Genomic DNA, 23,110 nt, shown 5'->3' on the forward strand with positions numbered 1-23,110 from the left:
AGGCGGGCCTCCGGAGAATCAGGATTCTTCCTGCGTCGGCGGCACGTAGCCTGCGGCCTGGTCGGCGCCGGCGCCGAAGAAGTGGTTTTCCATCTGGCGGGCCAGGTACTGGCGGGCGCGGGCGTCGGCCAGGTTCAGGCGGTTTTCGTTCACCAGCATGGTCTGGTGGCGGATCCAGTCGGCCCAGGCCTGCTTGCTCACGTTGTCGAAAATGCGCTTGCCGAGTTCGCCGGGGTAGGGGGCGCGATCCAGGCCTTCGGCCTCCTTGCCCAGCTTGATGCATTGAACCATGCGAGTCATGGAAACTCCTCAATATGTGTGATTGGCCGCACAGCCGGCCGGATGGGGCATTTTAAGCCGGGCCCGGGCAGCCTTGAGGCGGGCAGGGGCTTGCATCCTGTCGGGAGATGCCTGCAATCAAGGGACAGGCGGGGAAGCCAGTCAGCCGCACAGCCTCGGAACAGGGGAAATCTCAAGGGTTTGTACTTGTATTGACGTTTACGTCAATAGAAGAGTAAGAGGAATGTAAGTGCTAGCATGCACATTGCTTGGTGATGCGGGAAACAACCCGCACAGTATTGAACACACCCCCTAATGCGAGGAGACATATATGACAGCGCAGCCTGGATCGATTGAGTCCGTTTTGGTCGAAAACCGCGTTTTTCCCCCTTCCGAAGCCACCATGGAAGGTGCGCGCATCAAGGGCATGGAAGCCTATCAGGCACTCTGCGACGAAGCAGAAAAAGACTATGAAGGCTTCTGGGCACGCCTGGCGCGCGAAAACGTGGTCTGGACCAAGCCCTTCACCAAGGTGCTGGACGAATCCAACGCGCCGTTCTACAAGTGGTTCGAAGACGGCGAGCTGAACGCTTCCGCCAACTGCCTGGACAAGCACATGGGCACGCCGGTCGAGAACAAGACCGCCATCATCTTCGAAGCCGACGACGGCAAGGTCACCAAGGTCACCTACAAGGAGATGCTGGAGCGCGTCAGCCAGTTTGCCAATGCGCTCAAGGCCGAAGGCGTCAAGAAGGGCGACCGCGTCATCATCTACATGCCGATGACCATCGAGGGCATCGTTGCCATGCAGGCCTGCGCCCGTATCGGCGCCACCCACAGCGTGGTGTTCGGCGGCTTCTCTGCCAAGGCCGTGCACGAGCGCATTGTTGACGCCGGCGCCGTCTGCGTGATCACCTCCAACTACCAGATGCGTGGCGGCAAGGAACTGCCGCTCAAGTCCATCGTGGACGAGGCCCTGGCCGAAGGCGGCACCGAGTGCGTGAAGAGCGTGCTGGTGTTCGAGCGCACGGCCACCCCGTGCAACATGGTCGAAGGCCGTGACAAGACCTTCAGCCAGGTGCTGGAAGGCCAGAGCACCGTGTGCGAGCCGGTGTCCGTGGGCGCGGAGCATCCGCTGTTCGTGCTCTACACCTCCGGTTCCACCGGCAAGCCCAAGGGCGTGCAGCACAGCACCGGCGGCTACATCCTGTGGGCCAACACCACCATGCAGTGGACCTTCGACGTGCATCCCGACGACGTGTTCTGGTGCACTGCCGACATCGGCTGGATTACCGGCCACACCTACATTACCTACGGCCCGCTGGCTGCCGGCGCCACGCAGGTGGTGTTCGAGGGCGTGCCCACCTATCCGGACGCTTCCCGCTTCTGGAAGATGATCGAAGCCCACAAGGTCACCATCTTCTACACGGCTCCCACCGCCATCCGCTCGCTGATCAAGGCAGCCGACAGCAACGAGGCCGTCCATCCGAAGAACTTCGACCTGTCCAGCCTGCGTATCCTGGGCAGCGTGGGCGAGCCGATCAACCCCGAAGCCTGGATGTGGTACTACAAGAACATCGGCGGCGAGCGCTGCCCGATCGTGGACACCTTCTGGCAGACCGAAACCGGCGGCCACATGATGACGCCGCTGCCGGGCGCCACGCCGCTGGTGCCGGGTTCCTGCACGCTGCCGCTGCCGGGCATCACGGCTGCCATTGTCGACGAGGCCGGCAATGAGCTGCCCAACGGCTCTGGCGGTATCCTGGTGATCAAGCGTCCCTGGCCGTCCATGATCCGTACCATCTGGGGTGACCCCGAGCGCTTCAAGAAGAGCTACTTCCCCGAAGAACTGCAGGGTGCCTACCTGGCTGGCGACGGCGCCGTGCGCAGCGAAGACCGTGGCTACTTCCGCATCACCGGCCGTATCGACGACGTGCTGAACGTCTCCGGCCACCGCATGGGCACCATGGAAATCGAATCCTGCCTGGTGGCCAAGAGCGACCTGGTGGCCGAAGCTGCCGTGGTGGGCCGTCCCGACGACCTGACCGGCGAAGCCATCTGCGCCTTCGTGGTGCTCAAACAGGGCCGTCCGTCTGCCGAAGAGGCTCCGAAGATCGCCAAGGCGCTGCGCGACTGGGTGGCCCACGAGATCGGCCCCATCGCCAAGCCCAAGGACATCCGCTTCGGCGACAACCTGCCCAAGACCCGCTCCGGCAAGATCATGCGCCGCCTGCTGCGCAGCCTGGCCAAGGGCGAGACCATCACGCAGGATACGTCCACGCTGGAGAACCCGGCGATTCTGGATCAGCTGGGTGATGCCTACTGATCGATGAAGTGCCCATCCCGCCATGCTGTGGCGGGACGGACAATCAGCCACGACAAAGCCACCGCAAGGGTGGCTTTGTCATTGATGGGTTTACTTCAGGCCGAGAATCCACACCGCCAGCCGCCGCGCCTCGGCATCCGTCACCTGAGGGCTGGCCGGCATGGGCACGGCGCCAAAGCTGCCGCTGCCACCGGCACGAATCAACGGCGCGAGCTTGTCGACCGCTGCGGGATCATTGCGGTATTTCTGCGCCACCGACTTGTACGAAGGCCCGACCACGCGGCGCTCCACGGTGTGGCAGGTCATGCAGTTGCGGGAGGTGGCGAGCTTGAGTTCGTCGGCGGCCTGTGCGGGCTGTGCAGCCAGAAGGGTGCCGAATACTGCAGCCATCAGCCAGGCGCTTGCTTGCTTCATGGGGTGACTCCTTGTGGTAATGCCCGTTGCTTCCATTCTAGTGAATCTGCTTCGCTGCATGCAGGAGGTTAGACTAAAGTCTGTCGCAAGCTAGCTGGAGCCCGCATGGAGCCTACTGCCTCGAAGAAGAAATTGCTGATGGCCGCAGCCGTGGGGCTGGCGCTGGTGGCGGGCGGATTCTGGTATTTCAATGGCCGCAGCCAGGGCGAGGATCCGGACACCCTGGTGCTGCAGGGCAATGTGGACATGCGCCAGGTGTCGCTGGCCTTCAATGGCAGTGGGCGCATTGCCAGCCTGCCGGCGCGTGAAGGCGAGCGGGTGCAGCAGGGGCAGTTGCTGGGCGAGCTGGACAGTACCACGCTGGCGTTGCAGGTGAAGCAGTCCGAGGCGCAACTGGCCGCGCGCGAGCAGCTGGTACGCAAGCTCAAGGCAGGCGCGCGCCCGCAGGAGCTGGCGCAGGCCAATGCCAATGTGCGTGCGGCCGAGATCGAGGTGGATCTGGCCGGCAAGCAATTGCGACGCATGCAGCAATCCAATGCCGGCAGTGCCGGCGAAGCGGTCAGCCGTAACGAGATCGATGCGGCGCGTGCACGGCTGGAAATGGCGCAGGCCCGGCGGGATTCCGCGCGGCAGGCCAGTTCCTTGCTGCGTGCCGGGGCGCGCACCGAGGATATTGCCGAAGCATCGGCGCAGACCGATGCGGCCCGGGCGCAGCTTGATCTGCTGCGCCGCAATCTGGAGGACACGCGGCTGCTGGCGCCCAGCGGCGGTGTGATCCGCAGCCGCCTGCAGGAAGTGGGCGACCTGACTTCGCCGCAGAAGCCGGTGTATGCCCTGGCGCTCGATGATGCCAAATGGGTGCGCGTGTATGTGCCCGAGCCGGCACTGGGCAAGGTGCGCGAGGGCATGGCCGCGCAGGTCCGCATCGACAGTGCGCCCCAACAGCCGCTGGCGGGGCGGGTGGGTTATATCGCCTCGGTGGCCGAATTTACGCCCAAGACGGTGCAGACCGAGGAGTTGCGCAGCGCACTGGTGTATGAGGTACGCGTACATGCGCAGGATCCGCAGAACCAGTTGCGGCTGGGCATGCCCGCTACCGTGACGATTGACCTGAAGGGCGCGCCTGGGGCGGCGGCATCCGGAAAGTAAACCCATGACAGCGCAAGCATTGCCCGACTTCGCGCTGGACGTGCGCGGGGTGTACAAGCGCTTTGGCGGCCGCAAGGGCGAGCCCGAAGTGCATGCACTGGCCGACGTGAGCCTGCAGGTGCCGCATGGCAGCCTGGTGGCGCTGGTCGGGCCGGACGGTGCAGGCAAAACCACGCTGCTGCGGCTGGCTGCGGCGCTGATGCCGGCTGATGGGGGCACGTTGCGCGTGCTCGGGCTCGATCCTGCCACGCAGTCGCAGCAGGTGCAGGACCGTATCAGCTACATGCCGCAGCGTTTCGGCCTGTATGAAGATCTGACGGTGCAGGAGAACCTCGATCTGTATGCCGACCTGCACGGGGTGCCGCTGGACGAGCGGCGCCGTCGCTATGAGCGCTTGCTTCACATGACCGACCTGACGCAGTTCACTGCACGGTTGGCGGGCAAGCTCTCGGGTGGCATGAAGCAGAAGCTGGGTCTGGCCTGCACGCTGGTGCGCTCGCCGGAACTGCTGTTGCTGGATGAGCCTACCGTTGGCGTTGATCCGTTGTCGCGCCGCGAGCTGTGGCAGATCGTGCAGCAGCTGGTGCAGGAGGAAAAGCTGAGCGTGGTCATCAGTACCTCCTATCTGGATGAAGCAGAGCGTTGCGAGCAGGTGGTGGTGCTGCATCAGGGGCAGGTGCTGGCGCAGGGCAGTCCCGGCGAGTTGCGCTTGCCGGCGCAGGGGCGTGTGTGGATGGCCAAGCCGCGGCAGGGCTTGCCGGCACGGCTGTTGCAGGCGCAGTTGATGGACTTGTCGGCAACCATGGATGCCGTGCCGCAGGGCGGCGACGTGCGCTGGTTGCGTGCCGATCGGGTGGATATGGAGCGCGGAGCTGCCGGCTTGCCGGTAGTGGCCGTGGAGCGCGTGCCGGAAAGGCTGGAAGATGCCTTCATGCTGATGCTGCGCCACAAGGGGGATGCTGGACACGTTGCGAAGGTGGTCGCTGGCGCACCCGCCGAGTCTGGCGTCGCGCCGGAGCAGGAGTCGTTTTTGAACGGTGTTTCCGCGATGGAGCAACTGGGCGAAGCGGGAGATTCGGGCCCGCATGTACCGCAGCAGACGGGTTCTGCAGTGATCGAAGTGCATGATCTGGTGCGCCGCTTTGGCGATTTCGTTGCGGTGGACCATACGACTTTCGAGGTGCATCGCGGCGAGATATTCGGCCTGCTCGGCCCGAACGGTGCCGGCAAGACGACCACCTTCCGCATGCTCTGTGGCTTGCTGCCAGCCAGCAGTGGCAGCTTGCGTGTGGCAGGTGTGGACCTGCGCACCGCCCGCGCAGAGGCGCGCCGCCACGTCGGCTACGTGGCGCAGAAGTTCTCCCTGTATGGCGACCAGACGGTGCGCGAGAACCTGCAGTTTTTTGGCGGCGCATATCGCCTGTTTGGCGCAGAGCTGCGCCGGCGCATGGCGGCCGTGGTGGAGGAGTTCGGCTTGCAGGCCCAGCTCGACCAGATGGCCGGCAAGCTGCCCGGAGGCTACAAGCAGCGCCTGGCCATGGCCGCGGCGCTGCTGCACCAGCCGGACATCCTGTTTCTGGATGAAGCCACCAGCGGCGCCGATCCGCTGGCGCGTCGCGACTTCTGGCGCCGCATCACGCGGTTGGCGCAAGAGGGTACCACCATCGTGGTGACCACGCATTTCATGGAAGAGGCTGAATACTGCGACCGCATCCTGATCCAGGATGCCGGGCGGATGCTGGCGCTGGGCACGCCGCGGGCGGTGCGCGAGCAGGCGGCTGCCGGGGGCGCCGCCGTGAGCGACATGGACAGCGCCTTCATCGCCATCGTCGAGCAGCGGCGCCGCGAGGCGGGACGGCAGGTGGAGGTGGCGGCATGAACGGCTTCTGGCGCCGCCTGTGGGCCCTGGTGCGCAAGGAGGTGCGCCAGCTGCTGCGCGATCCCGGCAATCTGGGCGTGGGTATGGGGCTGCCCATCATCCTGATCCTGCTGTTCGGCTACGGCCTGTCGATGGATGTGCGCGATGCGCCGGTGGCGGTGGTGCTGCAGGACAGCTCCTCGGCCAGCCAGGAACTGATCGCGGGCCTGGGCGGCAGCCCCATCCTTCATCCGGTGGTGGTGCGCAGCATGGCGCAGGCGGAACAACTGCTCAATGCCCAGCAGGTGGACGCCATCGTGCAGATTCCGCCGGATTATGCGGCCCGCGCGCAGGCCGGGCAGGGCAGTGCGCAGCTGATCGTCAATGGAGTGGATGCCAACCGCGCGCGGCTGGTGATGGGCTATGTGCACACCGCGCTGTCGCAGGCGGCCTTGCGCCAGCTGGACCGCTCCGGTGCCGATCCCGCCACGCTGCCCGGGCGCATCGGCCAGGCCGGCATCGAGCCGCGCGTCTGGTTCAACGCGGCCAACAGCAGCACCTGGTATCTGGTGCCGGGGCTGGTGGTGATCATCATGACGCTGGTGGGCGCCTTTCTCACCGCGCTGGTAATGGCGCGCGAATGGGAGCGCGGCACGCTGGAGTCGCTGTTCGTCACGCCGGTGCGGCCGACCGAGATCCTGCTGGGCAAGATCATTCCGTATTTCGGCGTTGGCATGGTGGGCCTGATATTGTGCATGGGCGCGGCGCGCTGGCTGTTCCATGTGCCGGTGCACGGATCGCTGCCGATCCTGCTGGGTGTGTCGATGCTGTACCTGCTGGTGGCGCTGGGCATGGGGCTGGTGATTTCGTCGATCACGCGCAGCCAGTTCCTGGCCAGCCAGCTGGCGCTGCTGCTGAGTTTCCTGCCGGCGCTGATGCTGTCGGGCTTTCTGTTCGACCTGCGCAGCGTGCCTACAGTGGTGATGCTGATCGGCCAGTTGTTGCCGGCGACTTATTACGTGGAGCTGCTCAAGAACCTGTTCCTGGCCGGCAATGTCTGGCCGGTGATCCTGAAGAACTCTGCGGTACTGCTGGGCTATGCCACGCTGTTCCTGCTGCTCGCGTTGCGGCACACGCGCAAGCAACTGAAAGGCTAGGGCATGCGAGACTGGCTTCTGTCCCTGCTTTATCTGTGCCGCAAGGAGCTGCTGGCCATCGTCAAGGATCCGCGCAGCAGGCTGCTGCTGTTCATGCCGGTGATCGTGCAATCGCTGCTGTTCGGCTACGTTGCCACCTACGACATCACGCGCGCCAGCTACGCCTTGCTGGATGAAAGCCGCAGTGCCGAATCGGCCGCGCTGGTGGCGCGCTTCGAGGGCGGTGGCACCTTTGTGCGCACCGAAAACCTCGCCAATGCCAATGCGATTGCCGATGCGATCACCGACGAGCGCGTGATGCTGGTCCTGCACATCGGCCCGCGCTTTGCCCAGCAACTGCATGCGGGCGAGACGGCGCCGGTGCAGCTGATTCTGGACGGCCGCAACAGCAACACGGCGGCGGTCGCCATGGGCTACGCGCAGGCGGCGGTGCAGTCCTTCAATGCGCAGTGGCGGCAGGACCATGGCGGTGTGGCCGAGCCCTTGCGCATCGAGACGCGTGCCTGGTTCAACCCGCAACTGGAAACGCGCTGGCAGTTTCTGCCGGGACTGATTGCCACGCTCAGCATCCTGCAGACCTTGCTGCTCACAGCCATGTCGGTGGCGCGCGAACGCGAGCAGGGTACCTTCGATCAGCTGCTGGTCACGCCGCTATCGCCCGCGCAGATCATGATCGGCAAGGCCGTGCCGCCGGTGCTGGCGGGCATGATGCAGGCGATTCTGGTGGTGCTGATCTCGCGCTTCTGGTTCCAGGTGCCGATGGCCGGCAGTCCGGTGGTGCTGCTGCTGGGCGTGTTCCTGTTTACCCTGGCCAGCGTGGGTATCGGGCTGGCGCTGTCTGCGTTTTCGGCCAATATGCAGCAGGCCATGCTGTATACCTTCCTGCTGATCCTGCCGATGATCATGCTGTCGGGGCTGGCCACGCCCATCCGGAACATGCCGGAGGCGATGCAGACGCTCACCCTGATCAATCCGGTACGCTATGCGATCGAGCTGATCCAGCGGGTGTATCTGGAAGGGGCGGGGCTGGCGGCCGTGTGGCGCGATATCTGGCCGCTGATGCTGATGGCGGTGTTGACCTTGCCGGGGGCGGCCTGGTTGTTCCGGCACCGGATGCAGTGAGGTATTGCACGGTCAGATGACAAGCGCAGCCCGAATCCAGCGTGTGTGGTTCCGCTGGGTTCGGACGGTAGTCAGAGGCATGAAACAAAAAGGGCCGTCCCAAGACGACCCTCTCCTGCGGCTTTCAATAGGCCATCAACCCTGTTGCGCAGCTTCCAGGTGGTACTGCTGCACGCGCTCCACCTCGTTCTTGCTGCCCAGAATCACGCTCACGCGCTCGTGCAGCGCGCCGGGCTGCACATCCAGAATGCGCTGTTGGCCGTTCACCGCAGCGCCGCCGGCCTGTTCCACCAGCCAGCTCATGGGGTTGGCTTCGTACAGCAGGCGCAGCTTGCCCGGCTTGGAGGGCTCGCGCTTGTCCCAGGGGTACATGAAGATGCCGCCACGGGTCAGAATGCGGTGCACGTCGGCCACCATGCTGGCCACCCAGCGCATGTTGAAGTCCTTGCCGCGCGGGCCTTCCTTGCCCTGCAGGCATTCGTCGATGTAGCGCTTGACCGGGGCATCCCAGTGGCGCATGTTGCTCATGTTGATGGAGAACTCTTTGGTGTCTTCCGGAATCTTCACGCAGTCCTGGGTCAGCACGAAGCTGCCCAGTTCGGTATCGAGCGTGAACATGGCCACGCCGTCACCCACGGTCAGCACCAGCATGGTTTGCGGGCCGTACACGCAGTAGCCGGCGGCGACCTGCTGGTTGCCGCACTGCAGGAAGTCCTTCTCGCACACCGGGTCGATCAGGGTGGGATCATCATGGTGCTTCTTGAACACCGAGAAAATGGTGCCGATGCTCACGTTCACGTCGATGTTGCTGGAGCCGTCCAGCGGATCGAACATGAGCAGGTATTCGCCCTGCGGGAAGCGGTTGGGCACCACGTAGATGCTGTCCATTTCCTCGGAAGCCATGGCCGCCAGGTGGCCGCCCCATTCGTTGGCCTCGATCAGCACCTCGTTGGCGATGATGTCGAGCTTCTTCTGCACCTCGCCCTGCACGTTCTCGCTGCCGGCCGTGCCCAGCACCTCGCCCAGCGCACCCTTGTTGACGGCATGGCTGATGCGCTTGCAGGCGCGCGCCACCACTTCGAGCAGCAGGCGCAGCTCGGCAGGGATGCGATTGTGCAGGCGTTGTTGTTCGACCAGATAGCGGGTCAGACTGATGCGTGAAGGCATGGAGAACTCGTTTCAGGTTGGTATAACCCTCCAATTATAAATTTTCCCCACGGCGTGCGGCATGGTAGCTGCCGTCGCCGCGCTGGATCACGCGATCCTGCAGCAACACCCTGCCAGGTGCGTATTCCGGCCCTTCGCCCAGGCGCTGGTAGAGCGGCTCGAAATCCACATCGGCCAGGTGCAGCAGGTCGTCCAGACTGTCGAGCACGAAGTAGCTTTCCTGGAAATCGTCGATGCGGTAATTGGTGCGCATCACGCGTTCCAGCTCGAAGCCGATGCGGTTGGGCGAGGGGCTTTGCACGGCAAACCGGCTTTCGGTAAAGGACGAGGCGATACCGGCGCCATAGATGCGCGGCGCGCCTTCCTGCATGACCAGGCCGAACTCCACCGTATACCAGTACAACCGCGCCAGTTGCGGCAGCTTGCCGAGGCTTTGCGCGCGCAGGCCGCCCTGACCGTAGGCCTGGATAAAGTCTGCCATCACCGGGTGCATCAGCATGGGCACATGGCCGAACACGTCGTGGAACACATCGGGCTCTTCCAGATAGTCCAGCTCGTCCGGCTTGCGGATGAAGTTGCCGGATGGAAAACGCCGGTTGGCCAGGTGGTAGAAAAATACATCGTCCGGCACCAGACCCGGCACGGCCACGATCTGCCAGCCGGTCTTGCGCATCAGCACCTCGCTCAGGCGGCGGAAATCGGGGATGCGGTCGGGCTCGAGTGGCAGGGCGCGCATGCCTTGCACGAAGGCATCGCAGGCCAGTTCAGGCAGCAGGCGCGTCTGACGCTCGAACAGGGTCTTCCAGACGGCGTGCTCGGCTTCGGTATAGGCCGACCAGCCCTGGTCGATGGTCCAGTCGGCACTGGGGGGTGCAGCGGCATCGCCGGCGGCCAGGCCGTGCTTGGTGCGCACGGGTTCGGCACCGGAATAGCTTGCGGGTCGGGGCTCCATCATGGCAAGCCTCCAGGAAAGAGGGACTCAGTTCATCAGGCGGGCAGCAACTGCCGTGCCAGGCCATCCGCAATGCGGGCCAGCGTCACGTCGCGCTCGGTCAGGCCGCCCGCGTCGTGCGTGGTCAGCACAATATCCACGCGGTTGTAGACATTGCTCCACTCGGGATGGTGGTTCATCTTCTCGGCGTGCAGCGCCAGTTGGGTCATGAAACCGAAGGCCTGCACGAAGTCCGCAAACACGAAGCTGCGGCTCAGGCAGCCGCCGCGCTCGGAGCTGTAGCTCCAGTCGGGCAGGGCGGCGGAAGCGATCTGGTCGGTGGTCAGGGGTTGCATGGCGTACTCCTCATACTGGGTTTCAGGCAGTGGCTTTTTCGCCGACCACTCCACGCTGGATCTGGTCGCGTTCGATGGACTCGAACAGGGCCTTGAAGTTGCCCTCGCCAAAGCCTTCGTCGCCCTTGCGCTGGATGAACTCGAAGAACACCGGGCCGCCGAACTGCGTCTGCGAGAAGATCTGCAGCAGCAGGCGGCGCTGGCCTTCGCCCGTGCTGCCATCGAGCAGAATGCCGCGAGCCTGCAGCTCGGCCGGGTTTTCGCCGTGGCCGGGCAGGCGCTCGTCCAGCATCTGGTAGTAGGTGGCGGGCGGGGCCGTCATCAGCTCCACGCCGGCCTTGCGCAGCGCGTCCACGCTGGGCAGCAGGTCGTCCGTCAGCAGGGCGATGTGCTGGATTCCCTCGCCGTTGAACTGCATCAGGAATTCCTCGATCTGGCCGCCGCCCTTGGACGATTCCTCGTTCAGCGGAATACGGATCAGGCCGTCCGGCGCCGTCATGGCCTTGGAGGTCAGGCCGGTGTATTCGCCCTTGATGTCAAAGTAGCGGATCTCGCGGAAGTTGAACAGCTTCTCGTAGAACTTGGCCCAGTATTCCATGCGGCCGCGGTACACGTTGTGCGTCAGGTGGTCGATCAGGCGGAAGCCATGGCCCTTCGGATGGCGGTCGACGCCTTCATGGAAGACGAAGTCGATGTCGTAGATGGATTTGCCATCCTCGAAGCGGTCGATCAGATAGAGCGGGGCGCCACCAATGCCCTTGATGGCAGGCAGCTTCAGCTCCATCGGGCCGGTAGGAATGTCCACCGGCTGCGCGCCCAGCTCCAGCGCGCGCTGGTAGGCGTGGTGCGAATCCTTCACGCGGAAGGCCATGCCGCAGGCGCTGGCGCCATGCTCGGCGGCGAAATAGGCGCCGACGCTGCGCGGTTCGCGGTTGACGATGAAGTTGATGTCACCCTGGCGGTACAGCACCACATCCTTGGAGCGGTGTTTCGCCACTTCGGTAAATCCCATGCTCTCCAGCACGGGCTCGATCACGCCCGGCGTGGGCGATGCGAACTCCACGAATTCGAACCCCATCAGGCCCATCGGGTTGTCGAAAAGATCTGCCATTGTTGTCTCCTGCTTTTGTGTTTTGCCTAGTGTGCATGCGTCTGGCGATGCGAATGGGTGGCATTCGCTGCACGAACCTATGCACTGTAGGGGTATGGGCGCGCAGGATTGTTGCAAAATCCATCGTGAATGCTGTGCGGATTGCAGATTTCCTGCATAATTCGTCGTATGGGCAACGAATCCGATATCGACAATATCGACAGGCGCATTCTTCGTGCACTGCAGCAAGACGGGCGCATGACCTTCGATCAGCTTGCAGAGCAGGTGCAACTGTCGCCTTCGGCCGCCTTGCGCCGCGTGCGCAAGCTGGAGGAGGGCGGTGCCATCGACGGCTACGTGGCCGTGCTGGATCCGGCCCGCGTCGGTCTGGGCCTGACCGCCTATCTCAACGTGCGCATCGCCCGCCAGCCCGACAGCCAGCGGCGCGACCCGATGGAATCCTTCCGCGCTGCCGTGCAGACCTGGCCGGAGGTGGTCGAATGCGCGGCGCTCTCGGGCGAAATGGACTATCTGTTGCGCGTGGTGGTGGCCGACATGCAGCACTATTCCCGCTTCGTGCTGGAAACCCTGCTCAAGCATCCCAGCGTGCAGGATTGCCGTACCAGCTTCGTGCTGGACTGGGTCAAGCGCACCACGGCACTGCCGGTGTGAGTGGCGGCCTTGACAGCTAGGTACGAAAGATGTAAAATTTAAAGATACCGCGTATTGCAGCGCCGATTGAGGCGGCATGCAAGCGGTGTGCCGCGCCATTGCGCGCATGAACCACAGATCGGGAAGCGCCACCTTCTCCATCCGTTTGGCGCGTTTCACGCACCGCCAACCCTGATTCCGCACACCGTCGCGCGCCGGCCCTGCACCACGCATTGCTGCAGCGGCCATCATGTGTTTACCCGTTTTTCCATTGGCTGCCTGCAATTCGGCTGAGAGCGGCAATGGATGGTTTTCGCCGGCCCGTGCCCACAAAGCGCTGCCCGGCCAGTTTTCAAGCATAGGCAAGGAGGTAACTATGGCCAAGGAAGATTTGATCGAGATGGAAGGCAAGGTCGACGAGGTCCTGCCCGATTCGCGCTATCGCGTCACGCTGGAAAATGGTCACCCCATCATTGCCTACTCCAGCGGCAAGATGCGCAAGCACCACATCCGCATTCTGGCAGGCGATACCGTGCTGCTGGAGCTGTCGCCCTACGATCTGGACAAGGGCCGCATCACCTTCCGTCGCCTGGAGCCGCGCTCCGGTGGTGGCGGTGGCGCTCCGCGTCGTCGTTGATCGCTTCAGCGCAGGGATACACTGCGCAAGCAAATGGCCCGAAAAATTCCGGGCCATTTTTTTTCAGGTTTCCAGCCATGGCTGGCTTGACGCCAGGAGGGGCAAGGGCGGAGCGCGCAGCAAGTCCGATGGAGCTTGTCCCTTGAACGCTCACCAATGACGCTGGCTCGTTACCCCCTCACACCGCGCTGTCCTGCAGCGCGCGCGTCACCACCTCGCGCACATCGGCGCTCAGGTCCGGCTTGGCGGCCACGCGGCGGATCGCCTCGCATGCGGCGCTGCGGTAGGGTTCGGCCAGACGCTTCCAGTGGTCCATCGCACGCGCCAGACGGGCGGCGATCTGGGCGTTGATGCCGTCGAGCGCCAGCACCTGGTCGGCCCAGAACACATAGCCCGCCGCATCGCTGCGGTGGAAGGCGCCCGGGTTGGCATGGCAGAACGCGGTGATCAGGCTGCGCACGCGGTTGGGGTTGGAGAGCTGGAAATCCTTGTGTTGCAGCAGCGCGCGCACCTGGGCCAGCACCTTGCCGTCCAGGTCGTTGCGCGTGGCCTGGAGGCGGAACCATTTGTCCAGCACCAGCGGCTCGTTCTGGAACATGGCGTGGAAGCGCTCCAGCGCCTGCGCGGCCAGCGGGCTTTGGCCTTCCAGCAGTGCGCGCAGGGCGCCGATGCGGTCGGTCATGTTGGCAGCATCCTTGAAGCGCTGGTAGGCCTTGCCCGGCCACACCACGTCACCGGTATCGCGTGCGATGCGGCACAGGTTTTCCAGCGCCAGGCTGGCCAGCGCGCGGCGGCCGGCGCTGACCGGTTCGGGCACATAGGCGCCGGTATCCTCGTGGGCCTCGTACAGCGCCAGCCAGTCTTCGGCAAGCGCGTGTGCCACTTGCTGGCACAGCGCCTCGCTCACCAGCTTGATGCGCTGCGGATCGACGGTGTCGAGTTCTTCCGCGATTTCCAGCTCATCCGGCAGGGTCAGCACCAGCTGCTTGAAGGCGGCATCCAGCGCCGGGTTGCGCAGCACGGCACGCAAGGCTTCCAGCGTGGAGGCATTCAGGACCTGTGCAGGCGGCTCGGTGGCCTGCACGGCGGCCACGGCCTGCGTCATCATCAGGCGCTGGGCAGCTTCCCAGCGGTTGAAGGCGTCGCTGTCATGCGCCAGGCGGTGCAGCTGGGCGGCTTCGTCTTCGCCCTCCAGCTCCAGCCAGACGGGTGCCGAGAACTGGCGCAGCAGCGAGGGCACCGGTTCTTCGGTGATGCCGGTGAAGGTGAAGCTGGCTTCTGCATCATCCAGTACCAGTACCCGTTCCAGCAGGGGCGGCGCGGCATCACCCTGCAGTTGCAGCGGCAGGGGTTGGCCGCTACGGCCGATCAGGCCCATGCGTACCGGAATCAGGAAGGGTTGCTTGGCCGGCTGATTGGGCGTGGCTGGGCAGGTCTGACGCAGCGTCAGCGTGCAGGTTTGCGCGGCGGCATCGTAGCTGCTGCGCGCATGCAGCGTGGGTGTGCCGGCTTGGCTGTACCAGCGCTTGAATACCTCGAGGCGGCTTGCCAGGGCGCTGTCCGGATTGGCATCGGCCATGGCCTGGGCAAAGTCGTCGCAGGTCACGGCCTGGCCGTCATGGCGCTGGAAGTACAGGTCCATGCCCTTGCGGAAGCCGTCGCGGCCCACCAGCGTCTGGTACATGCGCACCACCTCGGCGCCTTTTTCGTAAACGGTGGCGGTGTAGAAATTGGAGATTTCCTGGTACTGGTCGGGGCGTACCGGATGGGCCATGGGGCCGGAATCCTCGCTGAACTGCACGGCGCGCAGGCCGCGCACGTTGCCGATGCGGCAGACGGCGCGCGCACTCGGGCTGCCGGCCAGATCCTCGCTGAATTCCTGGTCGCGGAATACCGTCAGGCCTTCCTTCAGGCTCAGCTGAAACCAGTCGCGGCAGGTGATGCGGTTGCCGGTCCAGTTGTGGAAGTACTCATGCCCGATCACGCTGGTGATGCCGTCATAGTCCTCATCGGTGGCGGTGGAAGGCTTGGCCAGCACGTACTTGGTGTTGAAGATATTCAGGCCCTTGTTCTCCATGGCGCCGGCGTTGAAGTCGCTGGTGGCCACGATCATGAAGCGCTCCAGATCCAGCGCCAGGCCAAAACGGGCTTCGTCCCAGGCGATGCTCTGCAACAGCGCCTGCATGGCGTGTTCGGTCTTGTCCAGGTCGCCGGGGCGCACGAACACCTGCAGCAGGTGCTCCTTGCCGCCACGGCTGACGATGCGCTGCTCGCGTGCCACCAGCTGGGCTGCCACCAGCGCGAACAGGTAGCTCGGCTTCCTGAACGGGTCGTGCCAGACGGCGAAGTGGCGGCCATCTTCCAGCTCGCCCTGTTCCAGCAGGTTGCCGTTGGAAAGCAGCACCGGATACGCCTTTTTGTCGGCGCGCAGCGTGACCTTGTAGGTGGCCATCACGTCGGGGCGATCCAGGAAGTAGGTGATGCGGCGGAAGCCCTGCGCCTCGCACTGCGTGAAGAAACCGCCTTCGCTGGTGTACAGGCCCATCAGCTCGGTGTTCTTGCTGGGGTTGCAGGTGGTGAAGATTTCCAGCGCGATCGGCTCGCTGCCTTCGGGCAGGTTCTCCAGCACCAGCTGGCCGCCTTCCAGCTTGAAGGACGTGCCCTGGCCGTTGACCAGCACACGCGCCAGGTTCAGCTCCTCGCCATCCAGGCGCAGCGGTTGTGCCGGCACATCGGGGTTGCGGCGCAGCGTCATCCTGTTCAGCACGCGCGTCTTGGCCGGGTCCAGGTCGAAAGTGAGGTCTACCGTGTCGATCCAGAACGCCGGTGCCTGGTAATCGTGGCGGTAGATGGTGGGGGAGGGGGTGGTGGCTTCGCGGAACATTGGTGAAATCTCCGGTCATACTCAGTGCCCTGCACATGGCGTCAGGACATGAAAGGGATGGGGTGTGCCACAGGCAAACCCGGTGAGAGGCGCACGTGCCACTGGCGTTGCGGCCACTCCATGAAATGCCATGATCCGCCGTGAGCGGATCATGGTTGCGACGGGATCACTGTATCAGGCGGGTCTTACGCTGCCCACGCCGGCCTTCAGCGAGGCTTCGATGAAGGCATCGAGATCGCCGTCCAGCACCTTCTGCGTGTTGCTGATTTCGACGTTGGTGCGCAGGTCCTTGATGCGGCTGTTGTCCAGCACGTAGCTGCGGATCTGGTGGCCCCAGCCCACGTCGCTCTTGCTGGCTTCCAGTTTTTCCTGCTCTTCCATGCGCTTGCGCATTTCGTGCTCGTACAGGCGCGAGCGCAGGCGCTGCCAGGCCACGTCGCGGTTGCTGTGCTGGCTGCGGCTGTCCTGGCACTGCACCACGATGCCGGTGGGCACGTGCGTGAGACGCACGGCGGAGTCGGTCTTGTTGATGTGCTGGCCGCCCGCGCCGGAGGCACGGTAGGTATCCACGCGCACATCGGCCGGGTTGACTTCGATCTCGATCGAATCGTCGATTTCCGGGTAGACGAAGATGCTGGCGAAGCTGGTATGACGGCCGCCCGAGGAGTCGAACGGGCTCTTGCGCACCAGACGATGCACGCCGGTTTCGGTGCGCAGCAGGCCGAAGGCGTAGTCGCCGTCGATCTTCAGGCTGGCACTCTTGATGCCGGCCACATCGCCCGGGGTTTCTTCCTGGATCTCGACGCTGAAGCCCTTGCGTTCGGCATAGCGCACGTACTGGCGCAACAGCATGCCGGCCCAGTCGCAGGCCTCGGTGCCGCCGGCGCCGGCCTGGATGTCGAGGAAGGCATTGTTCGGGTCGGCCGGCTGGCTGAACATGCGGCGGAACTCGAGCGCTTCCACGCGCTCGGTGATCGCGGCAACGTCGGCCTCGATCGCTTCGAGGCTGGCGTAGTCGTCTTCGTCGCAGCTCATTTCGTACAGCTCGGTACTGTCTGCCAGTTCCTGCGTGAGCTCGTCCAGCACGACGACCACGTCATCGAGCGATTTCTTTTCCTTGGCCAGCTCCTGGGCTTTTTTCGGATCGTTCCAGACCGCGGGATCTTCCAGCGCAGCGTTGACGGTTCTCAGGCGTTCGGCTTTGGCAGGGTAGTCAAAGATACCCCCGTAGTTCCTGCGTCCGCTCGGACAGGTCTTCCAGGGCGGTGCCAATGGCGTTGATGCGTTCTGCTTCCATGAAATCTTCCTTGTATTTTGTAGGGGCGAAGGCCCCGGATGGCGGGCCTGCCGCATCCATGGCAGCAGGCAGGATGAGGGGCTGCCGTCAGCGCGGCAGCAAGAGGGCTATTGTCGCATGCTTTGCCGTGCCGGCGTATGCAGCCGTAAGCCAGCCGTAGGGAGGTTTCGGCTAAAATCAATCGATTACATTTGTTCCAGTTTCATCCTCAACGAAAGAGAAATCCCATGTCCCTCGACAAAGTGACTCCCGGTTCCAAGCTGCCCGAAGCCTTCAACGTCGTGATCGAGATTCCGGCAGATGCCGCACCGGTCAAGTACGAGGTCGACAAGGAATCCGGCGCCGTGTTCGTGGATCGTTTCATGACGACCGCCATGCACTATCCGGTCAACTACGGCTACGTGCCGCAAACCCTGTCCGGCGACGGCGACCCGGTCGACGTGCTGGTGATGACCCCGTTTCCGCTGCAGGCCGGCGTGGTGGTTCCCTGCCGTGCGCTGGGCATCCTGAAGATGGAAGACGAAGCCGGCGTGGACGGCAAGGTGCTGGCCGTGCCCACCGCCAAGATCTGCCCGCAGTACAACCACATCAACAAGCTGGAAGACCTGAACCCGCTGACGCTGCAGACCATCAGCCACTTCTTCGAGCACTACAAGGACCTGGAAAAGGGCAAGTGGGTCAAGGTGCTGGGCTGGGAAGGCCTGGAAGCCGCCACCAAGGAAGTGACCGACGGCGTGGCCAATTACAAGGGCTGATCGGAATCCATTCGATTCTTGCCAAGGGCGCCTGCGGGCGCCTTTTTCGTACCTGCCTTCCGCTCAACATCCTGCTCCTTTGTGGTGGCGCAAACTCGCGGCGGATTTGCATGCTCGTACAGTTTGTTTGTCATGAAACTGAAGGTATGCTGGCACATGTCATCCAAGTGATGCCTGGCGGGTAAGTACACGGCCGCCTTGTCGTGTCTGCCCCTTCTTTCTCAAGCAGTTGGAGATTTGAAGGAGAGTTTCATGAGACGTTTTGTCCTGGCGGTTTTACCGCTGGCGCTGGGTGGAGCCCTTGCGGTCGCGCAGGGTGTGGGAACATCGGCCTCCGCACCTGCAGCTTCTGCTCCCGCTCCCGCCGGTGCGGCTTCGGCGGCCGCTGTTGCGGCATCGGTAGCCAGCGCACCCGCGTCGCTGCCGACCGCAGCCGCTTCGATGGCGGCACAAGCCCCGGCCTCGGCCGCTTCGGCCATGGTGGTCACAGCGCCCACCGTCAATGCCGTGGCGCCCACGGTGATCGATGACCTTCCGGCCAATTACGCCGCCAACATGGATCCCGCCACGCGCGCGCAGGTCGAGCGCGGGCGTTATGTGGCGCGCCTCGGCGATTGCGTGGCCTGCCACACCGCCAAGGGCGGCAAGCCCATGGCAGGCGGTCTGGCGCTCGAAACGCCATTCGGCCAGCTGCACTCCACCAACATCACGCCCGATCCCGAAACCGGCATCGGCAAGTACACCTTCGAACAGTTCGACCGCGCCATGCGCAAGGGCGTGGCTGCCGACGGGCACAACCTGTATCCGGCTATGCCGTACCCTTCCTATGCCAAGATGACGCAGGACGACATGCAGGATCTGTATGCCTACCTGATGAAGGGCGTGGCACCGGTCCATCAGGCGAACGAGCCGCTGGGCCTGGGCTTCCCGTTCAACCAGCGCTGGGGCCTGAAGCTCTGGAACTGGATGTTCCTGGATGACACTCCGTACCAGGCCGATGCCGGCAAGGACCCGCTCTACCAGCGTGGCGCCTATCTGGTGCAGGGTCTCGGCCACTGCGGCGCCTGCCATACCCCGCGTGGCTGGGGCTTCCAGGAAAAGACCATGACCGAAACCAGCCCCAAGGGCGAATACTTCCTCGCCGGCGAGACGGTGGAAGGCTGGCGCGCATTGAGCCTGCGCAACCTGTGGACGGTGGACGAAACCGTGAAGATGCTCAAGACCGGCCAAAACAGCTACGGCTCCGTCTCGGGCAACATGGTGGACGTGGTGCAGCACAGCACCCAGTACATGACGGACGAAGACCTGCGCGCCATCGGTACCTTCCTGAAGGCGCTGCCGCCCGGCAAGCATGACAAGCCGATGGTGGTGGCTGCTGCCGGCGGCGCTTCCGGCATGGGCGCTCCGGGCGCATCGGCTCCTGCTGCAGGCGCGTCCACGCCGGCATCGGGCGCTGCTGTTGACACAACAGGCGGCATTCCGGCCTCCATCTACACCACACGCGGCGGCCTCGGCTACCTGCAGTTCTGCGTGGATTGCCACCGCACCAATGGCAACGGCGTACCGAACGTGTTCCCGCCGCTGACCGGCAACGCTACTCTGCAGTCGGAAGACCCGTCGACGCTGATTCACATCATGCTGACCGGCTCCAGGTCGGCCCAGACCATGGCACATGCCCGCGTCTGGACCATGCCCGGCTTCGCCCGCCTGAACGATGAGGAAATCGCGGAAATCCTGAACTTCACCCGCTCCAGCTGGGGCCAGGCATCGAAGGAGATTACCGCCAAGGATGTGGCATCCCTGCGCAAGAGCCTGGACGTGAAGGTGGACCAGAGCAAGTTCGAGACCCCGCGCCTGGCCGACATGCTGAAGGAAAAGAACGCCGACCAATTGGTGCAGGGCGCGCGCCTGAACATCCAGACGCATGAACTGCTGCCGAAGAACGTGGGCAACGCGCTCAACTGCACCAGCTGCCACATGAACGCAGGTACGGTGGCCGATGGCTCTCCGTACGTGGGCGTGTCTGCCTTCTTCCCGAGCTATGGCGCACGTGCCGGCCGGGATATCACGCTGGAAGACCGGATCAACGGCTGCTTCCGCCGCTCGATGAACGGCAAGCCGCTGCCGCTGCAGTCCGAAGAGATGAAAGCCATGGTGGCCTATTTCGACTGGATGAAGCGCGAAACCAAGCCGGAAGACAAGGTGGAAGGCCGTGGTGTCGGCAAGATCAGCCGCGACATCAAGCCCAATGTGGACAACGGCAAGCGTATCTATGACAACCAGTGCGCAGCCTGCCACGGAGCCGATGGCGAAGGCATCAAGGACGCGGCCGGCAAGTGGGTCTACCCGCCGCTGTGGGGCGACATGTCCTTCAACATCGGTGCCGGCATGGCCCGTACCTACACGGCTGCCGCCTTCGTGAAGCGCAACATGCCGATCGGTTTCCATGGCAAGTTCCCGCTGGGCCAGGGTGGCCTGACGGACCAGGAAGCCGTGGACGTGGCCGAATACTTCAGCCACATGCCGCGCCCGGACTTCCCGGACAAGGTGAAGGACTGGCCGAAGGGCGGCAAGCCGGCTGACGCACGCTACTGAGTGTGTTCTCCGGACGGGTGGCAGTCTTGCGTGACTTGCCACCTGGGCCAACACACAAGTCCCCTGCCAGCCGGTTTCCGGCGCGCATTGGCACCCCATGAGACAGGTTTTCATGGGGTGCTTTTTCGTGCGCGTAGGGATGCGGTCTCCCGACTTACTTGCTCAGGTCGATGCTGTACAGCGACATGTTCTTGCCCGAACCATCGTCCTGTTGCTCGAGCATGATGTTGTTCAGGCCCGCATCCACTGCCAGTTGCAGCTTGTCCTGGCCGGAGCTGAATACCACCTTGCCGGCAATCGCCACCGGCTTGAAGCGCCAGCTGCGGGCGCTGCCATTGGCGGCGCGCGTCATGCTCTGCACCTGCTTGATGTACTGGATCAGCACATCGCGGTTGGCATCGGGAGATGCATAGATGGTCGAGCGGCCATCCAGGGCGGCGATGAAGGTCTTGCCGCTGGTGGCGCGGTAGTTGTTGGTCGCAATGATGAAGCTGGCTGCCGGGTCGATCGGGGCACCCTTGTATTGCAGGTCGACGATGCGCTGGCCGACCGGCTGCGTCACATCGACCATATAGCTCACGTCCGGCGTGGTGAACATGTCGTGGTTGTAGCCGGGGAAGGTGCTGATCAGCTTCTGCTGCGTGGCCACGGCAGGGTCGATCCGGTTGAAGCGCTTGGCAGCGCCTTCCAGCCAGCCCTTGATCTCGCTGCCGGTCACCTTCACGGCATAGACCGTGTTGGGGTACAGGTAGAGGTCAGCCGCGTTGTAGATGGCGATCGGGCCGGCTGCCACATCGGTAAAGTCGGCGCCACCGCCATAGCCGGACTTGAAGGGCGCGCTCACCGACAGCACCGGCAGATCCTTGTATTGCGGCAGGTTGGCTTGTACGTAGCGGGCCACGTAGTCCTGCTGTGCCTGGCTCACGATCTGGATGGCGGTCGGGTCTCCCACGTCGGCGAAGTAGGTGCTCATGCGGAAGTCGGAGCTGCCGATGGGTGTTTTCACGTAGGTGATGGTGGCCTGATGCTGCGCTTCCACCAGTTCGGCTACCTTCGGATCGGGAGCCACATAGGCGGTGGCCTTGCCTTTGGCATCGCGCTCGGTCACGGTCTCGCGCGCCTCGACCAGCGTCTTGCTCTTGTCGATCACCCAGGCCTTGGCCTTGGCATCGCGCACCAGTTCGAGCTTGATCACGCCCAGTGCCTTGCCCCAGAAGCTGGGCATGGTAGCCGGCACGCCATGGATGGTGCCGGCGGCGTTGTCCACGCCTTCCATGGTGTAGGCGGGGTTGGCGCCGCGATCGGGGAACAGGCTGTGCGAGTGGCCCATGAACATGGCATCGATGCCGGGCACCTTGGAAAGATGCAGCGCCGGGTTTTCCATCGTGGCAGAGTAGGGGACACTGCTCAGGCCGCCGTGCACCAGTGCCACCACCACGTCGGCGCCTTTCTGCCGCATTTCGGGCAGGTATTTCTGCGCCGTTTCTACGGCACCGTCGATGCGCAGTTTGCCTTCCACAAAGCGCTTGTCCCAGTTCATGATGCCGGGCGTGGTGAAGCCGATCACGCCGACCTTGACCGGCACTTTCACGGTCTTGCCATCGGGCGTGGTGGCGGTGAATTCGCGCTGCAGGATGGTGTAGGGCTGCACCAGCGGCTGGCCTGTCTTCAGGCTGTACACATTGGCCAGCACCATGGGAAACTCGGGGCCCTTGCACTTCTGGCCGGGGTCGACGCCGCCCACGTTCAGGCCGCCGCCCAGCACCTGGCTCAGGAACGGCAGGCCGTAGTTGAACTCATGGTTGCCCAGCGTGCCCACGTCGTACTTGTAATGGTTCATGACCCTGTACATCGACAGGGTCTGCTCGCAGCTGACGGGGTTGACCGTGGCCTCGTAGTCGGCCAATGCCGTGCCCTGGATGGTGTCGCCATTGTCCAGCAGCACGTTGTTGGCAAATTCGCTGCGCGCCTGCTGGATCAGCGTGGCGGTTCGCTCGAAACCGTAGCTCTGGTCTTCGGCGAGTTTGAAATAGTCGTAGCTGCGGATGTTGCTGTGCAGGTCGCTGGTTTCCAGCAGCGCTACCGTGGCACGCGTGCCATCGGCGATCTGCGGTGCCGGAACAGGTTTCTCGGAGGTGTTGCTGTCGCCACCGCAGGCTGCCAGTACGGCAGCAGTGGCGAGGGGCAGGACCCAGCGGAACAGGGAATGGGGCAGGGGCATCGGGCGACTCCATGACGGGAAAAGTCCGCAGTCTAGAAAGCGCATGTGAAGCTTCATTGAAGCTTTCATGGCACGCCCATGACGCAGCCTGTATCTGCGCGCCAACATTGCGCTTTTTCTTGACCGGTACCGCGAGGCCGGAATATAATGCGCGGTTTCGATCCTCTGTTAGCCGCCTCGCTGGGCGAGCCATCCTGTCAGGCAGGAGCCGCCAGCAGCAG

The 23,110-nt window shown here is 63.9% G+C and carries 18 protein-coding genes; 9 read left to right on the forward strand and 9 right to left on the reverse strand.

The genetic code is table 11. The features are described 5' to 3' along the window. Positions 1-18 precede the first annotated feature (18 nt). Positions 19-300, reverse strand: a complete 282-nt coding sequence (locus tag KKQ75_RS03415; protein WP_213360310.1) for an oxidative damage protection protein — start codon at positions 298-300, stop codon at positions 19-21. Positions 301-610: 310 nt separating this feature from the next. On the opposite strand from KKQ75_RS03415, the gene acs reads away from it, so the two are divergent. Further along, positions 611-2,605 carry an acetate--CoA ligase gene (gene acs / locus KKQ75_RS03420; RefSeq protein ID WP_213360313.1) on the forward strand — a complete coding sequence of 665 codons (1,995 nt, stop codon included), beginning with the start codon at positions 611-613 and terminating at the stop codon, positions 2,603-2,605. A gap of 90 nt (positions 2,606-2,695) precedes the next feature. Here acs and KKQ75_RS03425 read toward each other — a convergent pair whose 3' ends face one another. Continuing rightward, positions 2,696-3,019 carry a c-type cytochrome gene (locus KKQ75_RS03425; RefSeq protein WP_213360315.1) on the reverse strand — a complete coding sequence of 108 codons (324 nt, stop codon included), beginning with the start codon at positions 3,017-3,019 and terminating at the stop codon, positions 2,696-2,698. A 105-nt stretch (positions 3,020-3,124) separates the two neighbouring features. On the opposite strand from KKQ75_RS03425, the gene KKQ75_RS03430 reads away from it, so the two are divergent. From KKQ75_RS03430 to KKQ75_RS03445, 4 genes are read left to right on the forward strand one after another with little or no spacing between them, the layout of a single operon-like run. Next, a complete protein-coding gene (locus tag KKQ75_RS03430; RefSeq protein WP_213360317.1) occupies positions 3,125-4,168 on the forward strand; it encodes an HlyD family efflux transporter periplasmic adaptor subunit in 1,044 nt (347 codons plus the stop codon). Positions 4,169-4,172: 4 nt separating this feature from the next. Then, entirely contained in the window at positions 4,173-6,047 is a 1,875-nt protein-coding gene (locus tag KKQ75_RS03435; protein ID WP_213360318.1) for an ATP-binding cassette domain-containing protein, read from the forward strand. Continuing rightward, on the forward strand, positions 6,044-7,183 hold the full coding sequence (locus KKQ75_RS03440; protein WP_213360319.1) for an ABC transporter permease: 1,140 nt from the start codon (positions 6,044-6,046) through the stop codon (positions 7,181-7,183). Before KKQ75_RS03435 ends, KKQ75_RS03440 begins: the two co-directional genes overlap by 4 nt. A gap of 3 nt (positions 7,184-7,186) precedes the next feature. Continuing rightward, entirely contained in the window at positions 7,187-8,305 is a 1,119-nt protein-coding gene (locus KKQ75_RS03445; protein WP_213360320.1) for an ABC transporter permease, read from the forward strand. Between the two features lie 135 nt (positions 8,306-8,440). Here the strand turns inward: KKQ75_RS03445 and KKQ75_RS03450 are convergent, their stop codons facing one another. From KKQ75_RS03450 to hppD, 4 genes are read right to left on the reverse strand one after another with little or no spacing between them, the layout of a single operon-like run. Next, a complete protein-coding gene (locus tag KKQ75_RS03450) occupies positions 8,441-9,472 on the reverse strand; it encodes a class 1 fructose-bisphosphatase (protein WP_213360321.1) in 1,032 nt (343 codons plus the stop codon). 34 nt (positions 9,473-9,506) lie between these two features. Then, a complete protein-coding gene (phhA, locus tag KKQ75_RS03455; RefSeq protein ID WP_213360323.1) occupies positions 9,507-10,427 on the reverse strand; it encodes a phenylalanine 4-monooxygenase in 921 nt (306 codons plus the stop codon). Between the two features lie 32 nt (positions 10,428-10,459). After that, positions 10,460-10,759: a 4a-hydroxytetrahydrobiopterin dehydratase gene (locus KKQ75_RS03460; RefSeq protein WP_213360325.1), complete on the reverse strand. Its 300-nt coding sequence runs from the start codon at positions 10,757-10,759 to the stop codon at positions 10,460-10,462. A 22-nt stretch (positions 10,760-10,781) separates the two neighbouring features. Next, positions 10,782-11,870 carry a 4-hydroxyphenylpyruvate dioxygenase gene (hppD, locus tag KKQ75_RS03465; protein ID WP_213360327.1) on the reverse strand — a complete coding sequence of 363 codons (1,089 nt, stop codon included), beginning with the start codon at positions 11,868-11,870 and terminating at the stop codon, positions 10,782-10,784. A gap of 168 nt (positions 11,871-12,038) precedes the next feature. Here hppD and KKQ75_RS03470 point away from each other — a divergent pair, with 168 nt between their 5' ends. Together KKQ75_RS03470 and infA are read left to right on the forward strand one after the other, a co-directional pair. After that, complete coding sequence (locus KKQ75_RS03470; RefSeq protein ID WP_213360329.1) at positions 12,039-12,521, forward strand: Lrp/AsnC family transcriptional regulator; 483 nt, start codon at positions 12,039-12,041, stop codon at positions 12,519-12,521. A gap of 355 nt (positions 12,522-12,876) precedes the next feature. Further along, a complete protein-coding gene (infA, locus tag KKQ75_RS03475; protein WP_213360331.1) occupies positions 12,877-13,137 on the forward strand; it encodes a translation initiation factor IF-1 in 261 nt (86 codons plus the stop codon). A 178-nt stretch (positions 13,138-13,315) separates the two neighbouring features. Here the strand turns inward: infA and pepN are convergent, their stop codons facing one another. Both pepN and prfB read right to left on the reverse strand, forming a co-directional pair. Continuing rightward, positions 13,316-16,021 carry an aminopeptidase N gene (pepN, locus tag KKQ75_RS03480; protein WP_213360333.1) on the reverse strand — a complete coding sequence of 902 codons (2,706 nt, stop codon included), beginning with the start codon at positions 16,019-16,021 and terminating at the stop codon, positions 13,316-13,318. A 174-nt stretch (positions 16,022-16,195) separates the two neighbouring features. Continuing rightward, positions 16,196-17,318 (reverse strand): peptide chain release factor 2 gene (gene prfB, locus KKQ75_RS03485; RefSeq protein WP_213360336.1). Its coding sequence is split into 2 segments (ribosomal slippage): positions 16,196-17,236 and positions 17,238-17,318, totalling 1,122 coding nucleotides; the frame shifts between segments, so codons are not numbered across the junction. Positions 17,319-17,545: 227 nt separating this feature from the next. On the opposite strand from prfB, the gene ppa reads away from it, so the two are divergent. After that, entirely contained in the window at positions 17,546-18,073 is a 528-nt protein-coding gene (ppa, locus tag KKQ75_RS03490) for an inorganic diphosphatase (RefSeq protein WP_213360338.1), read from the forward strand. Between the two features lie 441 nt (positions 18,074-18,514). Further along, complete coding sequence (locus KKQ75_RS03495; RefSeq protein ID WP_250131106.1) at positions 18,515-20,668, forward strand: c-type cytochrome; 2,154 nt, start codon at positions 18,515-18,517, stop codon at positions 20,666-20,668. Positions 20,669-20,822: 154 nt separating this feature from the next. Here KKQ75_RS03495 and KKQ75_RS03500 read toward each other — a convergent pair whose 3' ends face one another. Continuing rightward, positions 20,823-22,889 carry a bifunctional 2',3'-cyclic-nucleotide 2'-phosphodiesterase/3'-nucleotidase gene (locus KKQ75_RS03500; RefSeq protein ID WP_213360342.1) on the reverse strand — a complete coding sequence of 689 codons (2,067 nt, stop codon included), beginning with the start codon at positions 22,887-22,889 and terminating at the stop codon, positions 20,823-20,825. Positions 22,890-23,110: the final 221 nt, after the last annotated feature.

It is taken from the genome of Brachymonas denitrificans, from assembly GCF_907163135.1.
GTDB classification, from domain to species: domain Bacteria; phylum Pseudomonadota; class Gammaproteobacteria; order Burkholderiales; family Burkholderiaceae_C; genus Brachymonas; species Brachymonas denitrificans_A.